At 72.2% G+C, this 17,886-nt stretch carries 15 protein-coding genes and 1 riboswitch; of the genes, 6 read left to right on the top strand and 9 right to left on the bottom strand.

The annotated features are described in order from the left end of the window. Positions 1–884 precede the first annotated feature (884 nt). Positions 885–1,472 (top strand): Uma2 family endonuclease, encoded by a 588-nt coding sequence (locus tag ACZ7JZ_RS05470; RefSeq protein WP_470934158.1) that lies wholly within the window; start codon positions 885–887, stop codon positions 1,470–1,472. Positions 1,473–1,627: 155 nt separating this feature from the next. On the opposite strand, the gene groL is transcribed toward ACZ7JZ_RS05470, so the two are convergent. From groL to thrC, 4 genes are all read right to left on the bottom strand, one after another. Then, complete coding sequence (gene groL, locus ACZ7JZ_RS05465; protein ID WP_470933484.1) at positions 1,628–3,253, bottom strand: chaperonin GroEL; 1,626 nt, start codon at positions 3,251–3,253, stop codon at positions 1,628–1,630. Between the two features lie 303 nt (positions 3,254–3,556). Continuing rightward, positions 3,557–3,763: a cold-shock protein gene (locus ACZ7JZ_RS05460; RefSeq protein ID WP_470933482.1), complete on the bottom strand. Its 207-nt coding sequence runs from the start codon at positions 3,761–3,763 to the stop codon at positions 3,557–3,559. 414 nt (positions 3,764–4,177) lie between these two features. Next, entirely contained in the window at positions 4,178–4,456 is a 279-nt protein-coding gene (locus tag ACZ7JZ_RS05455) for a MoaD/ThiS family protein (RefSeq protein WP_470933480.1), read from the bottom strand. Between the two features lie 35 nt (positions 4,457–4,491). Beyond that, positions 4,492–5,778 (bottom strand): threonine synthase, encoded by a 1,287-nt coding sequence (gene thrC, locus ACZ7JZ_RS05450; protein ID WP_470933478.1) that lies wholly within the window; start codon positions 5,776–5,778, stop codon positions 4,492–4,494. Positions 5,779–5,795: 17 nt separating this feature from the next. Next, positions 5,796–5,943, bottom strand: a riboswitch (SAM riboswitch). Positions 5,944–6,080: 137 nt separating this feature from the next. Between thrC and ACZ7JZ_RS05445 the strand changes: the two genes are divergently transcribed. Next, complete coding sequence (locus tag ACZ7JZ_RS05445) at positions 6,081–7,067, top strand: glucosyl-3-phosphoglycerate synthase (protein ID WP_470933476.1); 987 nt, start codon at positions 6,081–6,083, stop codon at positions 7,065–7,067. A 126-nt stretch (positions 7,068–7,193) separates the two neighbouring features. Beyond that, positions 7,194–8,627, top strand: coding sequence for an alpha,alpha-trehalose-phosphate synthase (UDP-forming) (locus ACZ7JZ_RS05440; RefSeq protein ID WP_470933474.1), 1,434 nt, complete (start codon positions 7,194–7,196; stop codon positions 8,625–8,627). Here ACZ7JZ_RS05440 and otsB read toward each other — a convergent pair. From otsB to ACZ7JZ_RS05425, 3 genes are read right to left on the bottom strand one after another with little or no spacing between them, the layout of a single operon-like run. Continuing rightward, a complete protein-coding gene (otsB, locus tag ACZ7JZ_RS05435; protein ID WP_470933472.1) occupies positions 8,539–9,519 on the bottom strand; it encodes a trehalose-phosphatase in 981 nt (326 codons plus the stop codon). The two genes, ACZ7JZ_RS05440 and otsB, sit on opposite strands and share 89 nt — an antisense overlap. Positions 9,520–9,539: 20 nt before the next feature. Continuing rightward, positions 9,540–9,818 (bottom strand): DUF3263 domain-containing protein, encoded by a 279-nt coding sequence (locus ACZ7JZ_RS05430; protein ID WP_470933471.1) that lies wholly within the window; start codon positions 9,816–9,818, stop codon positions 9,540–9,542. Between the two features lie 54 nt (positions 9,819–9,872). Further along, positions 9,873–11,162: an extracellular solute-binding protein gene (locus tag ACZ7JZ_RS05425; protein ID WP_470933469.1), complete on the bottom strand. Its 1,290-nt coding sequence runs from the start codon at positions 11,160–11,162 to the stop codon at positions 9,873–9,875. A 194-nt stretch (positions 11,163–11,356) separates the two neighbouring features. On the opposite strand from ACZ7JZ_RS05425, the gene ACZ7JZ_RS05420 reads away from it, so the two are divergent. The 3 genes from ACZ7JZ_RS05420 to ACZ7JZ_RS05410 all read left to right on the top strand — a co-directional run bounded on the left by ACZ7JZ_RS05420 (position 11,357) and on the right by ACZ7JZ_RS05410 (position 14,519). Then, entirely contained in the window at positions 11,357–12,289 is a 933-nt protein-coding gene (locus tag ACZ7JZ_RS05420; RefSeq protein WP_470934156.1) for an ROK family protein, read from the top strand. Beyond that, positions 12,289–13,452, top strand: coding sequence for an N-acetylglucosamine-6-phosphate deacetylase (nagA, locus tag ACZ7JZ_RS05415; RefSeq protein ID WP_470933467.1), 1,164 nt, complete (start codon positions 12,289–12,291; stop codon positions 13,450–13,452). Before ACZ7JZ_RS05420 ends, nagA begins: the two co-directional genes overlap by 1 nt. 146 nt (positions 13,453–13,598) lie before the next feature. Then, positions 13,599–14,519: a 1-phosphofructokinase family hexose kinase gene (locus ACZ7JZ_RS05410; protein ID WP_470933465.1), complete on the top strand. Its 921-nt coding sequence runs from the start codon at positions 13,599–13,601 to the stop codon at positions 14,517–14,519. A gap of 512 nt (positions 14,520–15,031) precedes the next feature. On the opposite strand, the gene ACZ7JZ_RS05405 is transcribed toward ACZ7JZ_RS05410, so the two are convergent. Both ACZ7JZ_RS05405 and cdgB read right to left on the bottom strand, forming a co-directional pair. Further along, the gene (locus ACZ7JZ_RS05405) at positions 15,032–16,039 is read right to left on the bottom strand and encodes a CBM35 domain-containing protein (RefSeq protein ID WP_470933463.1); all 1,008 of its coding nucleotides are present in this window, start codon (positions 16,037–16,039) and stop codon (positions 15,032–15,034) included. A gap of 68 nt (positions 16,040–16,107) precedes the next feature. Further along, a complete protein-coding gene (gene cdgB, locus ACZ7JZ_RS05400; RefSeq protein ID WP_470933461.1) occupies positions 16,108–17,826 on the bottom strand; it encodes a diguanylate cyclase CdgB in 1,719 nt (572 codons plus the stop codon). Positions 17,827–17,886 lie beyond the last annotated feature (60 nt).

The raw sequence follows: 17,886 nt of genomic DNA, 5'->3' as shown, positions 1-17,886 counted from the left end.
CCACGGGCCACGCCCTGCTGCTCGGCGTGGTGGGCGGCATCACCGCAGCCGTGACCCATGCCCACCAGGCCCTGGGCACTCCCCAGCCCGCACCCGCACCCACCCCCGAGGAAGACTCCGCACCCACCCCCCACCTGGGCCGCGCCCTCCTAGGCCCGTACGAGACCTTCCCCGCCCGCCTGGGCACCTCGCTCCTCGTCACCGCCGCAGCGACCGCCCTGCTCCTGCTCCTCTGCACCGGCACGGTCAGCGGCTGGCTGGCCCCCTGGGCGCAGTGGTGGTGTACGGGCGACTCGTTCGACGAGGCGCAGTGCGCGGCGGAGCTGGCGGCGCAGGCCGCGCTGCCGCTGCCCGACCCGGTGCGGCTCTTCGACGCGCCCGAGCTCCGGCGGGTCGCCCTCGCCCTCGGCTCGCTCGCCTTCGCGTCCTGCTTCTTCTGCATCCACTTCCTGGCCTCGCGCCACCTGCAAGGCCTGCCGCGACTCCACCGCACCGCCCTGGCCGCGGCCATCGCGTACACCGTCGCCGCACCCCTCTACCCCGCCTCGCTCCAGCGCCTGTCCGGCGAGTACGGCGGACTGCCGGACTCCGGCATCGGCTGGGCCCTGGCCACGGTGGCCGGCCCCGCCACCTTCTCCCCGGCCCTCTTCGCCGCCCCGGCCCTGGCCGCAGCCTGCACAGCCGTGGCAGCCGCCACCCTCCGACTCCGCAGGACCCCCCACCACCACCCCGACGTTCCGCACCCACCTCACCCCCGCCCAGGTCCGCGCGCACGCGGCGCGGGTCCGTGCGGCGGGCGGATTGCGCGAAAGGACCCCCGGATGACCCTTCAACCGGTCCGCGGACCCGCTGCCGGGGCACCATGGAGTCGAGGAGGCGACGCCATGACCCGCAGCACCGCCGAGCACGCCGCGCACGCCCAGATGTCCGTGAAGGATTTCGAAGCCCTGGCCCGACATGCGCCGGAGACCGTCACGCTCGAATTCCTCAACGGAAAGCTAGAGGTCAAGCCCGTGCCCGACGGCGACCACGACGAGATCATCATGTGGGTCGCGGACCAGTGCATGGCGCACCGGCCCGATCTGCGCCTGTACCGCGAGCGGGGGCTGCGCACCGAGCAGTACCGCAACGGGCGCGCCCGTCCCGACGGCACCCTCGCCCCCCGCGGGCACTTCACCGGACACGGGGAGTGGTCCGACCCGGCCGGCGTGCTGATGGCCGTGGAAGTGACCTCGCACGACCGCGACACCGACCGGCGCGACCGCCACGACAAACGGGACGGCTACGCCGCGGCAGGCATCCCTGTGTACCTCCTGGTCGACCGGGATTCCGGCACGTTGACCGTCTACGGGTCCCCGGAGGGCGGCGCCTACCGGCACGAGGAGACCCGCCCGTACGGCGAGGAGCTCGACCTGCCCGAACCGGTCGGCTTCCCGCTCGACACCGAGGAGCTCAAGGGCTTCGCCAGCTGAACCCGGCCCCCACCAGCACCCACCAACCCCGGCCCCACCCCGCCCCACCCCCGGAAACGCCCGAAGGCGGCACCCCTCCCTCTCGGGAGAAGTACCGCCCTCGGTGCGGACTGGACCGTCCGCTCAGAACACCGATCGCTGCCCGGAGGCGACGATCAGAAGTCCATGTCACCGCCCGGCATGCCGCCCGGAGCGGCGGCAGCCTTCTCCGGCTTGTCGGCGATGACGGCCTCGGTGGTCAGGAACAGGGCCGCGATGGAGGCGGCGTTCTGCAGCGCGGAGCGGGTGACCTTCGCCGGGTCGATGATGCCCTCGGCGATGAGGTCCACGTACTCGTTGGTCGCGGCGTTCAGGCCGTGGCCGACGGGCAGGTTGCGGACCTTCTCCGCCACGACGCCGCCCTCGAGGCCGGCGTTGACGGCGATCTGCTTCAGCGGGGCCTCGAGGGCCAGCTTCACGATCGCGGCACCCGTGGCCTCGTCGCCCGTGAGGTCGCCCTCGAGCTTCTCGAAGACCGAGGAGGCCTGGAGCAGGGCCACGCCGCCACCGGCGACGATGCCCTCCTCGACGGCCGCCTTCGCGTTGCGGACGGCGTCCTCGATGCGGTGCTTGCGCTCCTTGAGCTCGACCTCGGTCGCGGCACCGGCCTTGATGACCGCAACACCGCCGGCGAGCTTCGCCAGGCGCTCCTGCAGCTTCTCGCGGTCGTAGTCCGAGTCGGAGTTCTCGATCTCGGCGCGGATCTGGTTGACGCGACCGGCAACCTGCTCGCTCTCGCCGGCACCGTCGACGATGGTGGTCTCGTCCTTGGTGATGACGACCTTGCGGGCGCGGCCGAGCAGGTCGAGGCCCGCGTTCTCCAGCTTGAGGCCGACCTCCTCGGAGATGACCGTGCCGCCGGTGAGGATGGCGATGTCGCCGAGCATGGCCTTGCGGCGGTCGCCGAAGCCCGGGGCCTTGACGGCGACGGACTTGAAGGTGCCGCGGATCTTGTTGACGACCAGGGTCGACAGGGCCTCGCCCTCGACGTCCTCGGCGATGATCAGCAGCGGCTTGCCGGACTGCATGACCTTCTCCAGCAGCGGAAGGAGGTCCTTCACGTTGCTGACCTTGGAGTTCACGATGAGGATGTACGGGTCCTCGAGCGCGGACTCCATGCGCTCCATGTCGGTCGCGAAGTACGCCGAGATGTAGCCCTTGTCGAAGCGCATGCCCTCGGTGAGCTCGAGCTCCAGACCGAAGGTGTTCGACTCCTCGACGGTGATGACGCCTTCCTTGCCGACCTTGTCCATCGCCTCGGCGATGAGCTCGCCGATCTGGGTGTCGGCGGCGGAGATGGAGGCCGTGGAAGCGATCTGCTCCTTGGTCTCGACATCCTTCGCCTGCTCCAGCAGGGCGCCGGAGACGGCCTCGACGGCCTTCTCGATGCCGCGCTTCAGAGCCATCGGGTTGGCACCGGCGGCCACGTTGCGCAGGCCCTCGCGGACGAGCGCCTGGGCCAGGACGGTGGCGGTGGTCGTGCCGTCGCCGGCGACGTCGTCCGTCTTCTTGGCGACTTCCTTGACCAGCTCGGCGCCGATCTTCTCGTACGGGTCCTCCAGCTCGATCTCCTTGGCGATGGAGACACCATCGTTGGTGATCGTGGGGGCGCCCCACTTCTTCTCGAGGACGACGTTGCGGCCCTTGGGGCCGAGGGTGACCTTGACGGCGTCGGCGAGCTGGTTCATGCCGCGCTCGAGACCGCGCCGGGCCTCCTCGTCGAACGCGATGATCTTGGCCATGTGAAGTGGTCCTCCCGGACTGGGGTGGATTGCTCCGGACCGCGCCTGGCGCCCGCGACGGACGGCCTGCGTGAGCGGCGGTTTCCTTCCCGCCGACCCCGCGGACCTCACCGACCCGGTCCTCGTTTTTGTCACTCTCACCAGGAGAGTGCTAACGCCAATGATTAGCACTCGACCCCCTCGAGTGCAAGCGCCTTCCCATGACCCGGAAGGAAGGCCTGGCCAGGACGCACGAAGGGCCCGCACCCTTGTCGGGTACGGGCCCTGCGCGCGTGAAGTGCGTCGTGGCCGATCGCGTCGCGCTCAGTTGGCGGACAGCTTGACCATGTCCGCCTGCGGACCCTTCTGGCCCTGCGAGATCTCGAACTCGACTCGCTGACCTTCTTCAAGGGTGCGGTAGCCGTCCATCTGGATCGCGCTGTAGTGGACGAACACGTCCGCACCACCGTCGACCGCGATGAAGCCGTAGCCCTTCTCCGCGTTGAACCACTTGACGGTGCCCTGAGCCATGCCTAACTCCCCTGTTACTGGCCCTTGCGCAGGACCACACTGCGCAGGACCGCACTTCGCGGTCCCGGGTCAGAAATTGCGTCGGAACGCGTCGACCGCGGCTGAATGTATCCGGACCGACGCTGTCTGCAACAGGTCAGTCCGACGAGAATTCAGGACAGGGAGAAAGCGCGACTTCCGGCGATTTCGACACAGATTCCCGGGCAACTCGGGCGGGACAAAACCGGCCTCAACCCCCATACGGGGCAAGGACTTTGGCCCGATGTCGACGCTCACATGGCCAGCGCATATGCGCCCGGCAGCAACAAAAGCGGGCACTACCCCAACCCTACCGCGCCCAACCAAGCAGAATTGCCCCCTCCGCTTTTGCGGAGAGGGCAATCCGGGAGAACAAGCGGAAGGTACGGGAGGGGCTCAGCAGCCGCCCGCGACCGCCGGGATGATCGAAACGCCGGCGCCGTCGGGCGTCGCCGTCTCCAGGCCGCCCTCGAAGCGCACGTCGTCGTCGTTCACGTACACGTTCACGAACCGGCGCAGCGCGCCCTGGTCGTCGAGCACGCGCGCGGCGATGCCGGGGTGGCTGGCCTCCAGGGAGGCGATGACCTCGGCGAGGGTGGCGCCCTCGGCGGGGACCTCGGCCCGCCCGCCCGTGTAGGTGCGCAGGATCGTGGGGATGCGGACGTTGACGCTCATGGCTCTACTGCCTTCCGTTGGTGCAGGGGGGATGGTCAGGCCAGGCCGGCGGCGCGGAACGCGTCCAGGCTGGGGCGGATGACGGCGGTCTGGCCGGTGTCCCCGGCGACCGCGTCGAGGGTCTTGAGGCCGTCTCCGGTGTTGAGGACGACGGTGGTGAGGGCGGGGTCGAGGACACCGTCCTCGATGAGCTTCTTCGTGACGCCGACGGTCACGCCGCCCGCGGTCTCGGCGAAGATGCCCTCGGTCTGCGCGAGCAGCTTGATGGCGTCAACGACCTGCTCGTCGTTGACGTCCTCCACGAATCCGCCGGTGCGCCGGGCGATGTCGAGGACGTACGGGCCGTCGGCCGGGTTGCCGATCGCCAGGGACTTGGCGATGGTGTTCGGCTTCTGCGGGCGGACCACGTCGTGGCCGGCCTTGAAGGCGGTGGACACCGGGGAGCAGCCCTCGGCCTGGGCGCCGAAGATCTTGTACGGCTTGTCCTCGACCAGGCCCAGCTTGACCAGCTCCTGGAGACCCTTGTCGATCTTGGTGAGCTGGGAGCCGGAGGCGATCGGGATGACGATCTGGTCGGGCAGCTGCCAGCCGAGCTGCTCGCAGATCTCGTACGCGAGGGTCTTGGAGCCCTCGCCGTAGTACGGGCGCAGGTTGACGTTGACGAAGCCCCAGCCCTCGCCCAGCGGGTCGCCGATGAGCTCGGAGCAGAAGCGGTTCACGTCGTCGTAGTTGCCCTCGATGCCGACGAGGTCGCCGCCGTAGACCGCGGCCATGACGACCTTGCCCTGCTCCAGGTCGTGCGGGATGAACACGCAGGAGCGGAAGCCGGCGCGGGCGGCGGCGGCGCCGACGGCTCCGGCCAGGTTGCCCGTGGAGGAGCAGGAGAGGGTGGTGTAGCCGAAGGCGCGGGCGGCCTCGACGGCGATGGCGACGACGCGGTCCTTGAAGGAGTGCGTCGGGTTGCCGGAGTCGTCCTTGACGTACAGCTTGCCGGTGACTCCGAGCGCCTTGGCGAGGTTCTCGGCGTCGACGAGCTTGGTGAAGCCGGGGTTCAGGTTCGGCTTGCCGGCCACGTCCGCGGGGACGGGCAGCAGGGGCGCGTACCGCCAGATGTTGGCCGGGCCGGCCTCGATGCGCTTGCGCAGGGCCTCGGGGTCCCCCAGCGGCAGCTCGTACGCCACCTCGAGGGGGCCGAAACACTCGGCACAGGCGAAGAGGGGACCGAGGTCGAAGCGCGTTCCGCACTCGCGGCAGGAGAGGGCGACAGCGGGACCGAGGTCGACCGTGTCGGCCTGTGCGGGGGTAACAGTCTGTACAGCCATGATGGCGAGGCCCTTTCTCCTCATCTTCCCCATGGCGGACGTCGCCATGAGACGGAATTGGCACCTTCCCGAGCCGGGAGCCTCGCGGCGACGATGCGCACGAGACCGGCTGGAGGGTTGCCGGGGCTTCAACGGGCCGTGTCCCTCTGCCCCTCTGGATGAGCGGTATTCGATTGTCGGCGCGGCATTCGACCCCCGACATGCGATGGTCGTCCGCGTTGTTCAAGACTGTAACCGAAGGTGCGGGTGTCTGAGACAGGCGTCCGAACCGCGAGATGGATCACAAAAGGGGAGTACGGACCGTGCTGGAAGAGGTGGAGCGCTGGCTGGCCGGCCGGTCCTGGACGGCCGCGGACCGTCCGCTCGACCGGCTGCTCTCGGCCAAACGGGCTTCGGGGACGACGGTCAGCGTCGTCCTGCCCGCGCTCGACGAGGAGGAGACGGTCGGGGAGATCGTCGAGGTGATCCGGCGCGACCTCGTGGAGGCCGTCCCGCTGGTGGACGAGCTGGTGGTGGTCGACTCGGGCTCCGCCGACCGGACCGCGGAGGTGGCCGCGAAGGCGGGCGCGCGGGTGGTGCACCGGGACGGGATCCTGCCGCGGATCCCGGCCCTGCCCGGCAAGGGCGAGGTGCTGTGGCGCTCGCTGCTGGTCACGGACGGGGACATCGTGTGCTTCGTCGACGCGGACCTGCGGGACTTCTCGGCGGACTTCGTCTCGGGGATCGTCGGCCCGCTGCTGACCGACCCGGAGCTGCAGTTCGTCAAGGCCATGTACGACCGGCCGTGGACGGGGACCCCCGGCGGCGCGGGCGGCGGCGCGGGCGAGCCCGAGCAGGGCGGCCGGGTCACCGAGCTGGTCGCCCGCCCGCTGCTGAACCTGCACTGGCCGCAGCTGGCCGGATTCGTCCAGCCGCTGGGCGGGGAGTACGCCGTACGGCGCTCGCTGCTGGAGCGGCTGCCGTTCCCCGTGGGGTACGGGGTCGAGCTGGGCCTGCTCGTGGACGCCCTGCACACGGTCGGGCTGGACGCCCTCGCGCAGGTGGACGTGGGCGTGCGGCTGCACCGCCACCAGGACGGGCGGGCCCTCGGCCGGATGGCGGCGGCCATCTACCGGACCGCCCAGCTGCGGCTCTCGCGCGGGCACCTGGTGCGGCCGGAGCTGACCCAGTTCGAGCGCGGGCCGGAGGGCTTCGTGCCGCGGACCTACCCGGTGGACACCGAGGAGCGGCCGCCGATGCGCGAGGTCGAGGAGTACGCCGTACGCCGCGCCAGCGGACCCGCGGCCTGAGGCCCGCACACCCCCGCCGCAACCGGCGCGCGCCGTCTCCCGCAGCCCGCGCGCGCCGGTTGCGGCAGCTTTGGCCGGAAACAGCCGGAACGTTTGAGCGGAACCGAGCCGGGCTAGGTTCGCCGCATGGCTTCCCAGGTGCTCGTCGCAGCGAACCGTGGCCCGCTCACCTACTCCCTGGCGGGGGACGGCTCACTCGCCGCCCGCCGCGGCGGGGGCGGCCTCGTCTCCGGACTCTCCGCCGCCCTCGCGCAACAGCCGGACGCCCTGTGGGTGTGCGCGGCCCTCGGCCCGGCCGACCGCGAGGCCGTGGCCCGCGGGGTCTCCGAGCCCGGGGTCCGGATGCTCGGCATCCCCGAGGAGGTGTACGACGCGGCGTACAACGGGATCGCGAACAGCGTGCTGTGGTTCACCCACCACCAGCTGTACGAGATCCCCCGCGAACCGGTCTTCGACGCCGCCTTCCGCCGCCAGTGGGAGGCGTACACCGCCTACAACCGGACCTTCGCCGAGGCCCTGGCCGCCGAGGCCGCGCCCGGAGCCGCCGTCCTCGTGCAGGACTACCACCTGGCACTGGTCCCCGGGCAGCTGCGCGCCCTGCGCCCCGACCTGCGGATCGCCCACTTCACCCACACGCCCTGGGCCGCGCCCGACTACTTCCGGATGCTGCCGCACGAGGTCCGCGGGGAACTGCTGGAGGGGATGCTCGGGGCCGACCGGGTGGGATTCCACACCCCCGTCTGGGCGGACCTGTTCGCCGGCTGCGTCCGTCAGCACGGGCTCGGGGACCGGCTCGGGGACCGCCTGGCGGTGTACCCGCTGGGCGTGGACGGCGAGGAGCTGCGGGAGCTGGCCCGCCGCCCGGCCGCCGAGGACCGGCTCGCCGCCCTGCGGGCCGAGACCGGGGACTGCCTGACCGTGGTCCGCGTGGACCGCACCGAGCTGTCGAAGAACATCGTGCGCGGGCTGCTGGCCTTCCGGGAGCTGCTGCGCGAGCGGCCGGCCTTCCGGGGCCGGGTGGTCCACCTGGCCTTCGCGTACCCCTCCCGCCAGGACCTGGCGGTCTACCGGCAGTACACGGCGGACGTGTCGAGGCTGGCGGAGGAGGTCAACGAGGAGTTCGGGACGGCGGACTGGCGGCCGGTGCACCTGTACGTGGAGGACGACTTCCCGCGCTCGCTGGCGGCCTACCGGCTGGCCGACGTGGCCCTGGTCAACCCGGTGCGCGACGGCATGAACCTGGTCGCGAAGGAGATCCCGGTGGTCTCGGACCAGGGCTGCGCGCTGGTGCTGTCGACGGAGGCGGGGGCGTACGCGGAGCTGCACGAGGACGCGGTCACCGTGAACCCGTACGACGTCAGCGCGACGGCCCGCGCCCTGGAGGAGGCCCTGTCGATGCCGGGGCCGGAGCGGGCGGAGCGCACGAAGCGCCTCGCGGCGGCGGCGACCGCCCTGCCCCCGGCCCGCTGGTTCACCCGGCAGCTGGAGGACCTGGGGAGCCTGCCGGGCGCGGCGGGGCAGCCGGGCCTTCCGGGCCTGCCGGGGATTCCCGGTCGCTGAGCGCGGCGGCGAGGGAGGCGAGGAAGGCGACCACGGACGCGGGGCCGTCGAGGACGAGGTCGGCGCGGGCGGCCAGTTCGGGGACCTCCGTGGAGCCGCTGCACAGCAGGAGGCCGGGCAGCCCGTCCGCGCGGAGCTTCTCGACGGCGGCGAAGGCGGCGAGGTCCCCGAGGTCGTCCCCGGCATAGAGGACCGCGCGGGCGCCGGTCTCGGCGAGGTACTCGGCCAGGGCCACGCCCTTGTCCATGCCGGGGGGCCGCAGCTCCAGGACGGCCCGGCCCGGTTCGAGGATCAGGCCGTGCCGGCGGGCGAGCTCCGCGAGGGGCGCGCGCAGGGCCTCGAAGGCGGCTTCGGGGTCGGCGGCCCGGCGGGTGTGGACGGCGACGGCCCGGCCCTTCTCCTCGATCCAGGTACCGTGCCAGGCGCCGACGGCGTCCAGGGCCCCGGGCAGCTCGGCGCGGACGGCGGCGACCCCGGGGTGCTCGGCGGGGGCCCGGACGATCCCGCTGACGGCGTCCCAGCGCTCGGCGCCGTAGTGGCCGAGTACGGACAGGTGCTCCAGTCCGGGGACCCCGGCGAAGCCGCCGTAGCGGACGGCCACCCCGGCCGGGCGGCCGGTGACCACGGCCACGGAGCGGACCTGCGGGGCGAGGGCGGCGAGGGCGGGTACGGCCCCGGGATGGGCGCGGGCCCGCTCGGGGTCCGGCACGATCTCCGCGAGGGTCCCGTCGAAGTCGAGCGCGACGACGGAGTCGCGGGGCGAGCGCAGCAGCGCGTCGAGCCCTTCGCGTCCGGCGGCGGTGCCGGACACGGGTATCCGTACCGGTACGGGTGTCGGCTGGCTCTCCGGATGCTGCGGATGCTGGTCCGGGCTGTTCGGATGGCTCCCCATGGCTCCGACCCTACTGGCCCTCAGCGCCGGGCGCGCCGGTCCTCGCGGATCCGGCGGAGCCGGTTGACGGTGCCGGGGGCGTGGGCCAGGGCTCGGGGGTCGTCCATGAGGGCGTTGAGCAGCTGGTAGTAGCGGACCGGGGACATCCGCAGGTCTTCGCGTATGGCCCGCTCCTTGGCTCCGGGGCCGGGCCAGGTGCGGGCCTCGTAGGCGAGGACGGCGGTCTCGCGCTCGCTCAGCGGCTGCGGCTGCGGCTGGGCGCGCGCCGGCTGCGGCTGGGGGTGCGGGTGGTCCGTCATGCCCTCCAACATAGCCGGGGGCTGTGACGCCCGCCCCCGGCCACCGGGGAGGGGTCAGCCCTGCTCGGTCATCGAGCCGTCGGCGGTGCGGGCGGTGCCCGCTATCTCCTCCAGGACCTTGTCGGCGCGGCCGCCCGGCATGAAGGCCTTGCCGATGTTCTGCTTCACGTCCTCGCTGACCGCCGCCCAGGACTTCTTGCCGACGGGGTAGAGCCGGGAGCTGGGCAGGGCCGACAGGAAGGTCTTGAGCTGCTCGGAGCTGCCGCCGGTGGCGCCGAGCATGGCCCGGTAGCCGGTGGTGGTGACGGGCAGCAGGTCGTACGTGCCGGTGAACTCGGTGACGTTCTTCTCCTCGTACATGAAGTCGAGGAACTTGCCCGCCTCCTTGCGGTGCCCGCCGCTCTTGAAGGCCATGACCCAGTCGGCCACGCCCATGGCCTGGGACTCCTGGCCGGTCTCGGTGGGCAGCGGGACCATGCCGAACTGCACGCCCTTGTCCGCGGCCTGCTTCATGAGGGTGGGGTGGCCGTTGAGCATCCCGACCTCGCCACGCGCGAAGGCGTCGAAGGCGTCCTGGCGGTTGAGCTTCCAGGGGGCGGTGGGGCCGGTGAGGCCGGGGGCGTAGAGGTGGTCCTTGAGCCAGTCGATGGTCTTGACGTTCTGCGGGGAGTCGATCGAGTAGCTCTCGTCGCTGTCGGTGTAGCCGCCGCCCCCGGCGAGCAGCCACATCATGGTCTCGGCCTGGGCCTCCTCGCGGCCCAGCGGCAGCGCGAAGGGGGTCTTGGCCACGCCCTTGAGCTTCTTGGCGGCGGCCTCCAGCTCGGCCCAGGTGGTGGGGGCCTGGGCGATGCCGGCCTCGGTGAAGAGCTTCTTGTTGTAGAAGAGCAGCCGGGTGCTGGAGACGAAGGGCATGCCGTACTGGACGCGGCGCATCTTGCCGGCGTCGGCGAGCGGGGCGAGGAAGTCGGCCTCGGTGGTGACGGACAGCAGCTGGTCGGTGGAGTACAGCTTGTCCTCGGCGGCGTAGTCCGCGTACGCGCCGATCTGCGCGATGTCGGGGGCGTCGCCGGCCTTGTCCATGGCGGCGACCTTGGCGTCCACCTCCTCCCAGGAGTAGACGCTGACCTCGACCTTGATGCCGGGGTTCTTCTCGGTGAAGGCGGCGGCGAGGGAGTCCCAGTACTTCTTGGAGGAGTTCTCGGGATTGTCACCGTAGTCGGCCGCCACGAGGCGGAGGGTGACCTCGTTGTTCCCGGTGACGGTGCCGCAGCCGGCCAGGGCCAGGGTCGCAGACAGTGCGGCGGCTGTGGCAGACAGGTTCCGGTACCGGCGATTCACAGACATTCCCACCCTTGTAGTCCCGCTCGTTTCCCGTACGTCGTCCGTAAGGTCTACACCACCAGACCCTTCCGGTTACAGGCGAGGTGGCCGATTCGGCACGGACTTCGGGCCCGATTTTGTATGGCAGCTCAACAATCCCCCCCCAGTGGACTAGACCTTTCCCCTACACACGCGCGAGACTGTCCTTCGTGAAACCCGTGAAACACGTCATCGCCCTCGATGTGGGCGGCACCGGGATGAAGGCCGCCCTGGTCGGGGCGGACGGAACACTCCTGCACGAGGCGCGCCGGGCCACCGGCCGCAAGCGCGGACCCGAAGCCGTCGTCGAGTCGATCCTGGCCTTCGCCGCCGACCTGCACGACCTGGGCCGCGAACGCTTCGGCGAGAGCCCCCGCGCCGCCGGCGTCGCCGTCCCCGGCATCGTCGACGCCGACCTCGGCACCGCCGTCTACGCGGCCAACCTCGGCTGGCGTGACGTACCGCTGCGCGCCCTGCTCAGCGAGCGGCTCGGCGGGCTCCCCGTCGCCCTCGGGCACGACGTGCGCACCGGCGGCCTCGCCGAGGGCCGCATCGGCGCCGGCCGCGAGGCCGACCGCTTCCTGTTCGTCCCGCTCGGCACCGGCATCGCCGGCGCCATCGGCATCGCCGGCCGCATCGAGGCCGGGGCGCACGGGTACGCCGGCGAGATCGGGCACATCGTGGTCCGCCCCGGCGGCCCCGCCTGCGGCTGCGGGCAGCACGGCTGCCTGGAGACCCTCGCCTCCGCCTCCGCCGTCACGCGCGCGTGGGCGGACGCCAGCGGGGACCCCGAAGCGGACGCCGCGGACTGCGCCAAGGCCGTGGAATCCGGGGACCCGAAGGCCGCGGCCGTCTGGAACGAGGCGGTCGGCGCCCTCGCGGACGGCCTCGTCACCGCCCTCACGCTGCTCGACCCGCGCACACTGATCATCGGCGGCGGGCTCGCTGAGGCCGGGGAAACCCTGTTCGCACCACTACGGACGGCCGTACGGGAACGCGTGACGTTCCAGCGGCTGCCGAACATCGTGCCGGCTGCCCTCGGGGACACCGCCGGCTGCCTGGGCGCGGGCCTGCTCGCCTGGGACCTACTCGCCACGGAGGTATCCGCCTGATGTCCGGAAGCGCCCGCACCACCGTCCTCTCCGGCGCCAGGGTGGTGCTGCCGACCGGAACCGTCGAGAACGGGCGGGTCATCGTCGAGGGCGCCCGCATCGCGGGCAGCGCCCCCGAGGGCGCCCCCGTCCTCGACCTCACCGGCCACTGGGTGGTCCCCGGCTTCGTCGACATGCACAACCACGGCGGCGGCGGCGCCTCCTTCACCTCCGGCACCCCCGAGGAGGTCCTCAAGGGCGTCCGCACCCACCGCGAGCACGGCACCACCACCCTCGTCGCCTCCACCGTCACCGGCGAGCTCGACGAGCTGGCCCGCCGCGCCGGGCTCCTCGCCGAGATCGCCCAGCAGGGCGATATCGCGGGCATCCACTTCGAGGGCCCGTTCATCTCCCCCTGCCGCAAGGGCGCGCACAAGGAGGACCTGCTGCGCGACCCCGACCCGGCCGAGGTCCGCAAGCTCCTCGACGCCGCCCACGGCCACGCCCGCATGGTCACCCTGGCCACCGAGCTGCCCGGCGGGCTGGAGTCCGTACGGCTGCTCGCCGAGCACGGCGTGATCGCCGCGGTCGGACACACCGACGCCTCGTACGAGCAGACGGTCGAGGCCATCGACGCGGGCGCCACCGTCGCCACCCACCTCTTCAACGCGATGCCCGCACTCGCCCACCGCGCGCCCGGCCCGATCGCCGCGCTGCTGGAGGACGAGCGGGTCACCGTCGAGCTGATCAACGACGGCACCCACCTGCACCCGGCCGCCCTGGAGCTCGCCTTCCACCACGCCGGCGCCCACCGCGTCGCCCTCATCACCGACGCCATGGACGCCGCCGGCTTCGGCGACGGCACCTACCACCTCGGCCCGCTGGAGGTCGAGGTCAAGGACAGCGTGGCCCGGCTCGTCGAGGGCGGCTCCATCGCGGGCTCCACCCTCACCCTGGACACCGCCTTCAAGCGGTCCGCGACCGTCGACCGGCTCCCCGTCGAAGCCGTGGTCCAGGCGATCTCCGCCAACCCGGCCAAACTCCTCGGCCTCTACGACCAGGTCGGCTCCCTCGACCCGGGCAAGTACGCCGACCTCGTCGTCCTCGACGCCGAGTTCGAGCTCGAGGGGGTCATGCGGCGTGGCGAATGGATCGTCACCCCGCCCGCGGCCGCCCGTACCTGACCTCCGGTCAGCGGCCCGCCGGCCGGCCGCACCCGCCCGGCGGGACTGCGCCGACCGGCTGGTACCCGCGAGACGGCCCGCCCGCAGGACTGGGCGGGCCGCCTTCCGTTTGGCATGATCCCGGCACAAGACTGGGGGGTGCACCGATGATCCTGACCGTGACGCTGAACACCGCACTGGACGTGACGTACCACGTGCCGCAGCTGCGGGCCCACGCCTCGCACCGGGTCTCCGACGTCTCCGAGCGGCCCGGCGGCAAGGGCGTCAACGTGGCCCGCGTCCTCGACGCCCTCGGCCACCCCGTCACCGCCACCGGCTTCGCCGGCGGACCCGTCGGCGAAGTGCTGCGCAGCTCCCTGGCCGCCTCCTCGCCCGGGGTCGTGGACGCCCTCGTGCCCTGCGCCGGCACCACCCGCCGCACCCTCGCCGTCGTCGACGAGACCAGCGGGGACACCACCCAGTTCAACGAGGCCGGGCCCGTCATCACCCCCGCCGAGTGGACCGCCTTCCTCACCCGGTACGAGGAGCTCACCGCCGGCGCCCGCGCCGTGGCCCTCTGCGGCAGCCTGCCCCCGGGCGTGCCCGTCGGCGCGTACGCCGCCCTGATCCGCACCGCCCGCGCCGCCGGGGCCGCCGTACTCCTCGACACCAGCGGGGAGCCGCTGCGCCGCGGGGTCGCCGCCCGGCCCGACATCGTCAAGCCGAACGCCGGGGAACTGGCCCAGCTCACCGGCTCCCGCGAACCGCTGCCCGCCACCCTGGCCGCCCGCCGCCGCGGCGCCCGCGCCGTGGTCACCTCGCTCGGCCCCGCCGGCCTGCTCGCCGCCACCCCGCAGGGCATCTGGCAGGCCGCCCCGCCCGCCCCCATGTCCGGCAACCCGACCGGCGCCGGCGACTCCGCCGTCGCAGCCCTCCTGTCGGGCCTCACCCGAGACCAGGACTGGCCCACCCGCCTCACCCACGCGGTCGCCCTCTCCGCCGCAACGGTCAAGGCCCCCGCGGCCGGGGAATTCGACCGGGGGACCTATGAACTCCTGCGGGAGAAGGTGACCGTGACGGCGGGCTAGGGGGACAATCAGACAATTTCACACACTTTTAGGGCGCGCGGCCCCAGACCCTCAGGAGACCCGGGCGCAGCGCCCTACCCTTACGTATCGAACATGCATTCGATACGTAAGAGGGTCACAGTGAACACCAAACTCCGGACAGCCCTGACTACTGCGGGCGTCGCAGCGGCAGCGATCCTGGCACTGCCGGGGCAGGCCCACAGCGCCGAGATCGCAGGGGTCTGGATGTCGAACGGTCACTCGTTCAACATCCGGACAAGCGCGAGCACTTCGTCAAGCAAGATCGCTACGATCTCCAACCCGCGGACCCGAGTCGCGTGCACGACGACCAACTGCACCAGGAACAACAACGGTGGCTCATACACCTGTTGGCCGGGCGGGCCGTCTGACAACGACTGGCTTCAGGTCAAGTACGGGAGCCGCATCGGCTGGGTCGCCGCCCTGTGCGTTGAAGTGGGGCGTATCTAGCTCGGCGCAGCGGCTCGCCGCGGGACGGCGGGCCGCTGCGGCCGTCAGTTCTTCACGTTCCCCTTGGCCAGCCGGATCTGGTCGATCACGGCGTCGCACTGGTTGCCCTGCTCGCAGGACATCTTCAGCACGTTCGTACCGGCCGAGAGGTGCAGCCACGAGTAGCTGTGGGTCCAGCCGTCCTTCCACTGGCCCTCGGCCGCTCGCGCGAAGTTCTCCAGGTTGATCGGGCGCTCCTGGACCTTCCCGTTGATCGTCAGGGTGGCGTTCGCGTCCTTGCCGGGCACGCCGTAGTTGACGAACAGCGTGTAGTCACCCGTCTTGGGGACGTCCACGGTCCAGGTGATGGACGCGCCGACCGTGTTGAAGCCGCCGACGTACTGGCCGTTCGCGCTCTTGGCGCCCTCTATACCGCTCTGGACCTGGGCGCCGCCCGCCAGGGCCACGCCGGGGCCGGAGGCCGCGTCCGCCTTCGGCAGCTCCTTCTCGGCCTTCTTCGAGGGCTCCGGCTTCGGGGACTCGCCGCCCGGGGTCTCGGGGGCCTCGGAGGCCTGGTTCCCGCCGCCCGCCGCGGGGTCCTTGTCCTTCTCGTCGCCCTTCGAGGAGATGATGGCCACACTGATGCCGATCACCACCGCGCCGACCACCGCGACCGCGCCGATCAGCAGCCCGCGGCGGCCGGAGCCGCGCTGGGGCGGGGCCGGGGGCGCGTAACTCTGCTGCGGGACGCCGTAACCGCCGGCCGCGAGGGTCTCCGGGGCCGGGTACTGGGGCTGCGGGGGCTGGTAGCCGCCCTGCGCGTGCTGCTGCGGCGGAACCTGGGCGCGCTGGCCGCCGTACGTCCGCTCGCCGACCGTGCGCACCTGGTTGTACGAGGTCCTGGGGACGCCGGGCTGGGCAGCGCCCACCTGGCCCGGGTAGCCGTAGCCGCCGCCCTGCCCGGGCGGGGTGGCGCCGGCCGCCTGGCCGTCCGCGTAGAGGTAGCCGAACGGGTCGTCGTCCTCGGGCGTGTTCGCGCCGCCGTTCGGTCCGTTGTTCGCGGGCGTCGTCATCGCAGGTCACTCCTTTCGACCCCCGGGAGCCTACCCCGAACACGTGAACCCACGGGCTCCGGATACCCTCAGCCGGCCCTGCGGTGGGCCTTGGAACGCGACCTCTTCTCGATGTACATGCGCTGGTCGGCGGAGCGCAGCACCTCGTCCGCGGACATTCCGCAACTGGCCCACCCGATGCCGAAGCTCGCCCCGACCCGGACCGCCCGCCCGTCCACCCGGATGGGCGGGATGATCGCGTTGCGCAGCCGGACGGCGAGGTCGGCGGCGTCGGCCGCGCCCAGCCCGTCCGCGAGGACGACGAACTCGTCACCCCCGAGCCGGGCCACCGTGTCCCCGTCCCGGACCCCGGTGGTCAGCCGCCGGGCCACCTCGATGAGGACCGCGTCACCCGTGTGGTGCCCGAAGCGGTCGTTGATCGACTTGAACCCGTCGAGGTCGCAGAAGAGGACCGCGAGCCCCTTCGTACCGTCGTCGACTTCGGTGGCGGGCGCGACCGTGTGCACGTGGTGGTCGTACGGGCCGGGCCCGGCCGCACCGGGCGGCACGCCCGCGTACGCCCCCTCCGCGAAGGGGTCGGGGTAGCCCTCGGGCCGGTACCCGTCGGGCGGGAAGCCGTGCTCCGCGCCCCGCTCGCCGCCCCCGCCCTCCGCCGGCCGCCCGTCGTACGCCGCGTCCAGGGCCTCCACGGCGCTGGCCCGCGCGGACAGGGGCCGCCGGCACAGCCGGGCGGCGAGCCGGGAGCGCAGCTCGGCGCTGTTGGGCAGGCCGGTCAGGGAGTCGTGGCTGGCCCGGTGGGCGAGCTGGAGCTCGTGCCGCTTGCGCTCCTCGATGTCCTCGACGTGCGTGAGGAGGAAGCGGGGGCCGTCGGCGGCGTCCGCGACGACGGAGTTGCGCAGCGACACCCAGACGTACGAGCCGTCGCGCCGGCCCAGCCGCAGTTCGGCCCGGCCGCCCTCGGCGGAGGTCCGCAGCAGGGTGCCGATGTCCTCCGGATGGACCAGGTCGGAGAAGGAGTAGCGGCGCAGTACCGAGGCCGGGCGGCCCAGCAGCCGGCACAGGGCGTCGTTGGTGCGCAGCAGGCGTCCGTGCTGGTCACCGCCCATCTCGGCGATGGCCATCCCGCTGGGCGCGTACTCGAAGGCCTGCCGGAAGGACTCCTCGCTGGCGCGCAGCGCCTGCTGCTCCCGTTCCAGCCGGACGAGTGCGCGCTGCATGTTCGCGCGGAGGCGGGCATTGCTGATCGCAATGGCCGCCTGGAACGCGTACATCTGGAGGGCTTCACGGCCCCAGGCGCCCGGCCGGCGCCCGTTGCGCGGCTTGTCTACCGAAATCACGCCGAGCAGTTCGCCGCCGGACGCGTACATGGGCGCGTACAGCCGGTCCTCGGGGTGCCACTCGTCCTCGAAGCGCGGTTCGGGGCCCTCGGTGTGCCACTGGGGGACGTCGTCCTCCAGCAGGATCCAGCCCTCGGTGTGCGGGATGAAGCGGAGGTCGCCCCAGGACTCGCCCATGGACAGGCGGCGCTCCCAGGAGGTGCGGGAGCCGACGCGGCCGGTGATCAGGGCCTCGGCGGCGGGGTTCCCGGCGAAGGCGGCGACGACCAGATCACCGTCGGGGCGAACGAGGTTGACGCACGCGAGCTCGTACCCGAGGCCGACGACGATGCCGTCGACGACGGTCTGGAGGGTGTCGGCGAGGCTCCTGGCCGTGTTCAGTTCGGCCACTACTTGGTGAAGCTGCCGCAGGGTCGCAAGACGGACGTACGGCTCCGACTCGGTCTCCATTGCTCGCTCTCCCCGAGACCTCGACAGCAACTCCAGGTTTGTCATCGGCGTTTCGTTGCG

The organism is Streptomyces sp. NPDC038213 (assembly GCF_055600495.1).
Note: the sequence above shows the minus strand (reverse complement) of the source record. Positions and strands in the feature narration are given on the sequence as shown.

What these genes read in the sequence shown, in the direction of transcription:
- ACZ7JZ_RS05470 (WP_470934158.1), top strand. Translation starts at nt 885, where the DNA reads ATGACCCGCAGCACCGCCGAGCACGCCGCGCACGCCCAGATGTCCGTG.
- groL (WP_470933484.1), bottom strand. Translation starts at nt 3,253, where the DNA reads ATGGCCAAGATCATCGCGTTCGACGAGGAGGCCCGGCGCGGTCTCGAG.
- ACZ7JZ_RS05460 (WP_470933482.1), bottom strand. Translation starts at nt 3,763, where the DNA reads ATGGCTCAGGGCACCGTCAAGTGGTTCAACGCGGAGAAGGGCTACGGC.
- ACZ7JZ_RS05455 (WP_470933480.1), bottom strand. Translation starts at nt 4,456, where the DNA reads ATGAGCGTCAACGTCCGCATCCCCACGATCCTGCGCACCTACACGGGC.
- thrC (WP_470933478.1), bottom strand. Translation starts at nt 5,778, where the DNA reads ATGGCTGTACAGACTGTTACCCCCGCACAGGCCGACACGGTCGACCTC.
- ACZ7JZ_RS05440 (WP_470933474.1), top strand. Translation starts at nt 7,194, where the DNA reads ATGGCTTCCCAGGTGCTCGTCGCAGCGAACCGTGGCCCGCTCACCTAC.
- otsB (WP_470933472.1), bottom strand. Translation starts at nt 9,519, where the DNA reads ATGGGGAGCCATCCGAACAGCCCGGACCAGCATCCGCAGCATCCGGAG.
- ACZ7JZ_RS05430 (WP_470933471.1), bottom strand. Translation starts at nt 9,818, where the DNA reads ATGACGGACCACCCGCACCCCCAGCCGCAGCCGGCGCGCGCCCAGCCG.
- ACZ7JZ_RS05425 (WP_470933469.1), bottom strand. Translation starts at nt 11,162, where the DNA reads ATGTCTGTGAATCGCCGGTACCGGAACCTGTCTGCCACAGCCGCCGCA.
- nagA (WP_470933467.1), top strand. Translation starts at nt 12,289, where the DNA reads ATGTCCGGAAGCGCCCGCACCACCGTCCTCTCCGGCGCCAGGGTGGTG.
- ACZ7JZ_RS05410 (WP_470933465.1), top strand. Translation starts at nt 13,599, where the DNA reads ATGATCCTGACCGTGACGCTGAACACCGCACTGGACGTGACGTACCAC.
- ACZ7JZ_RS05405 (WP_470933463.1), bottom strand. Translation starts at nt 16,039, where the DNA reads ATGACGACGCCCGCGAACAACGGACCGAACGGCGGCGCGAACACGCCC.
- cdgB (WP_470933461.1), bottom strand. Translation starts at nt 17,826, where the DNA reads ATGGAGACCGAGTCGGAGCCGTACGTCCGTCTTGCGACCCTGCGGCAG.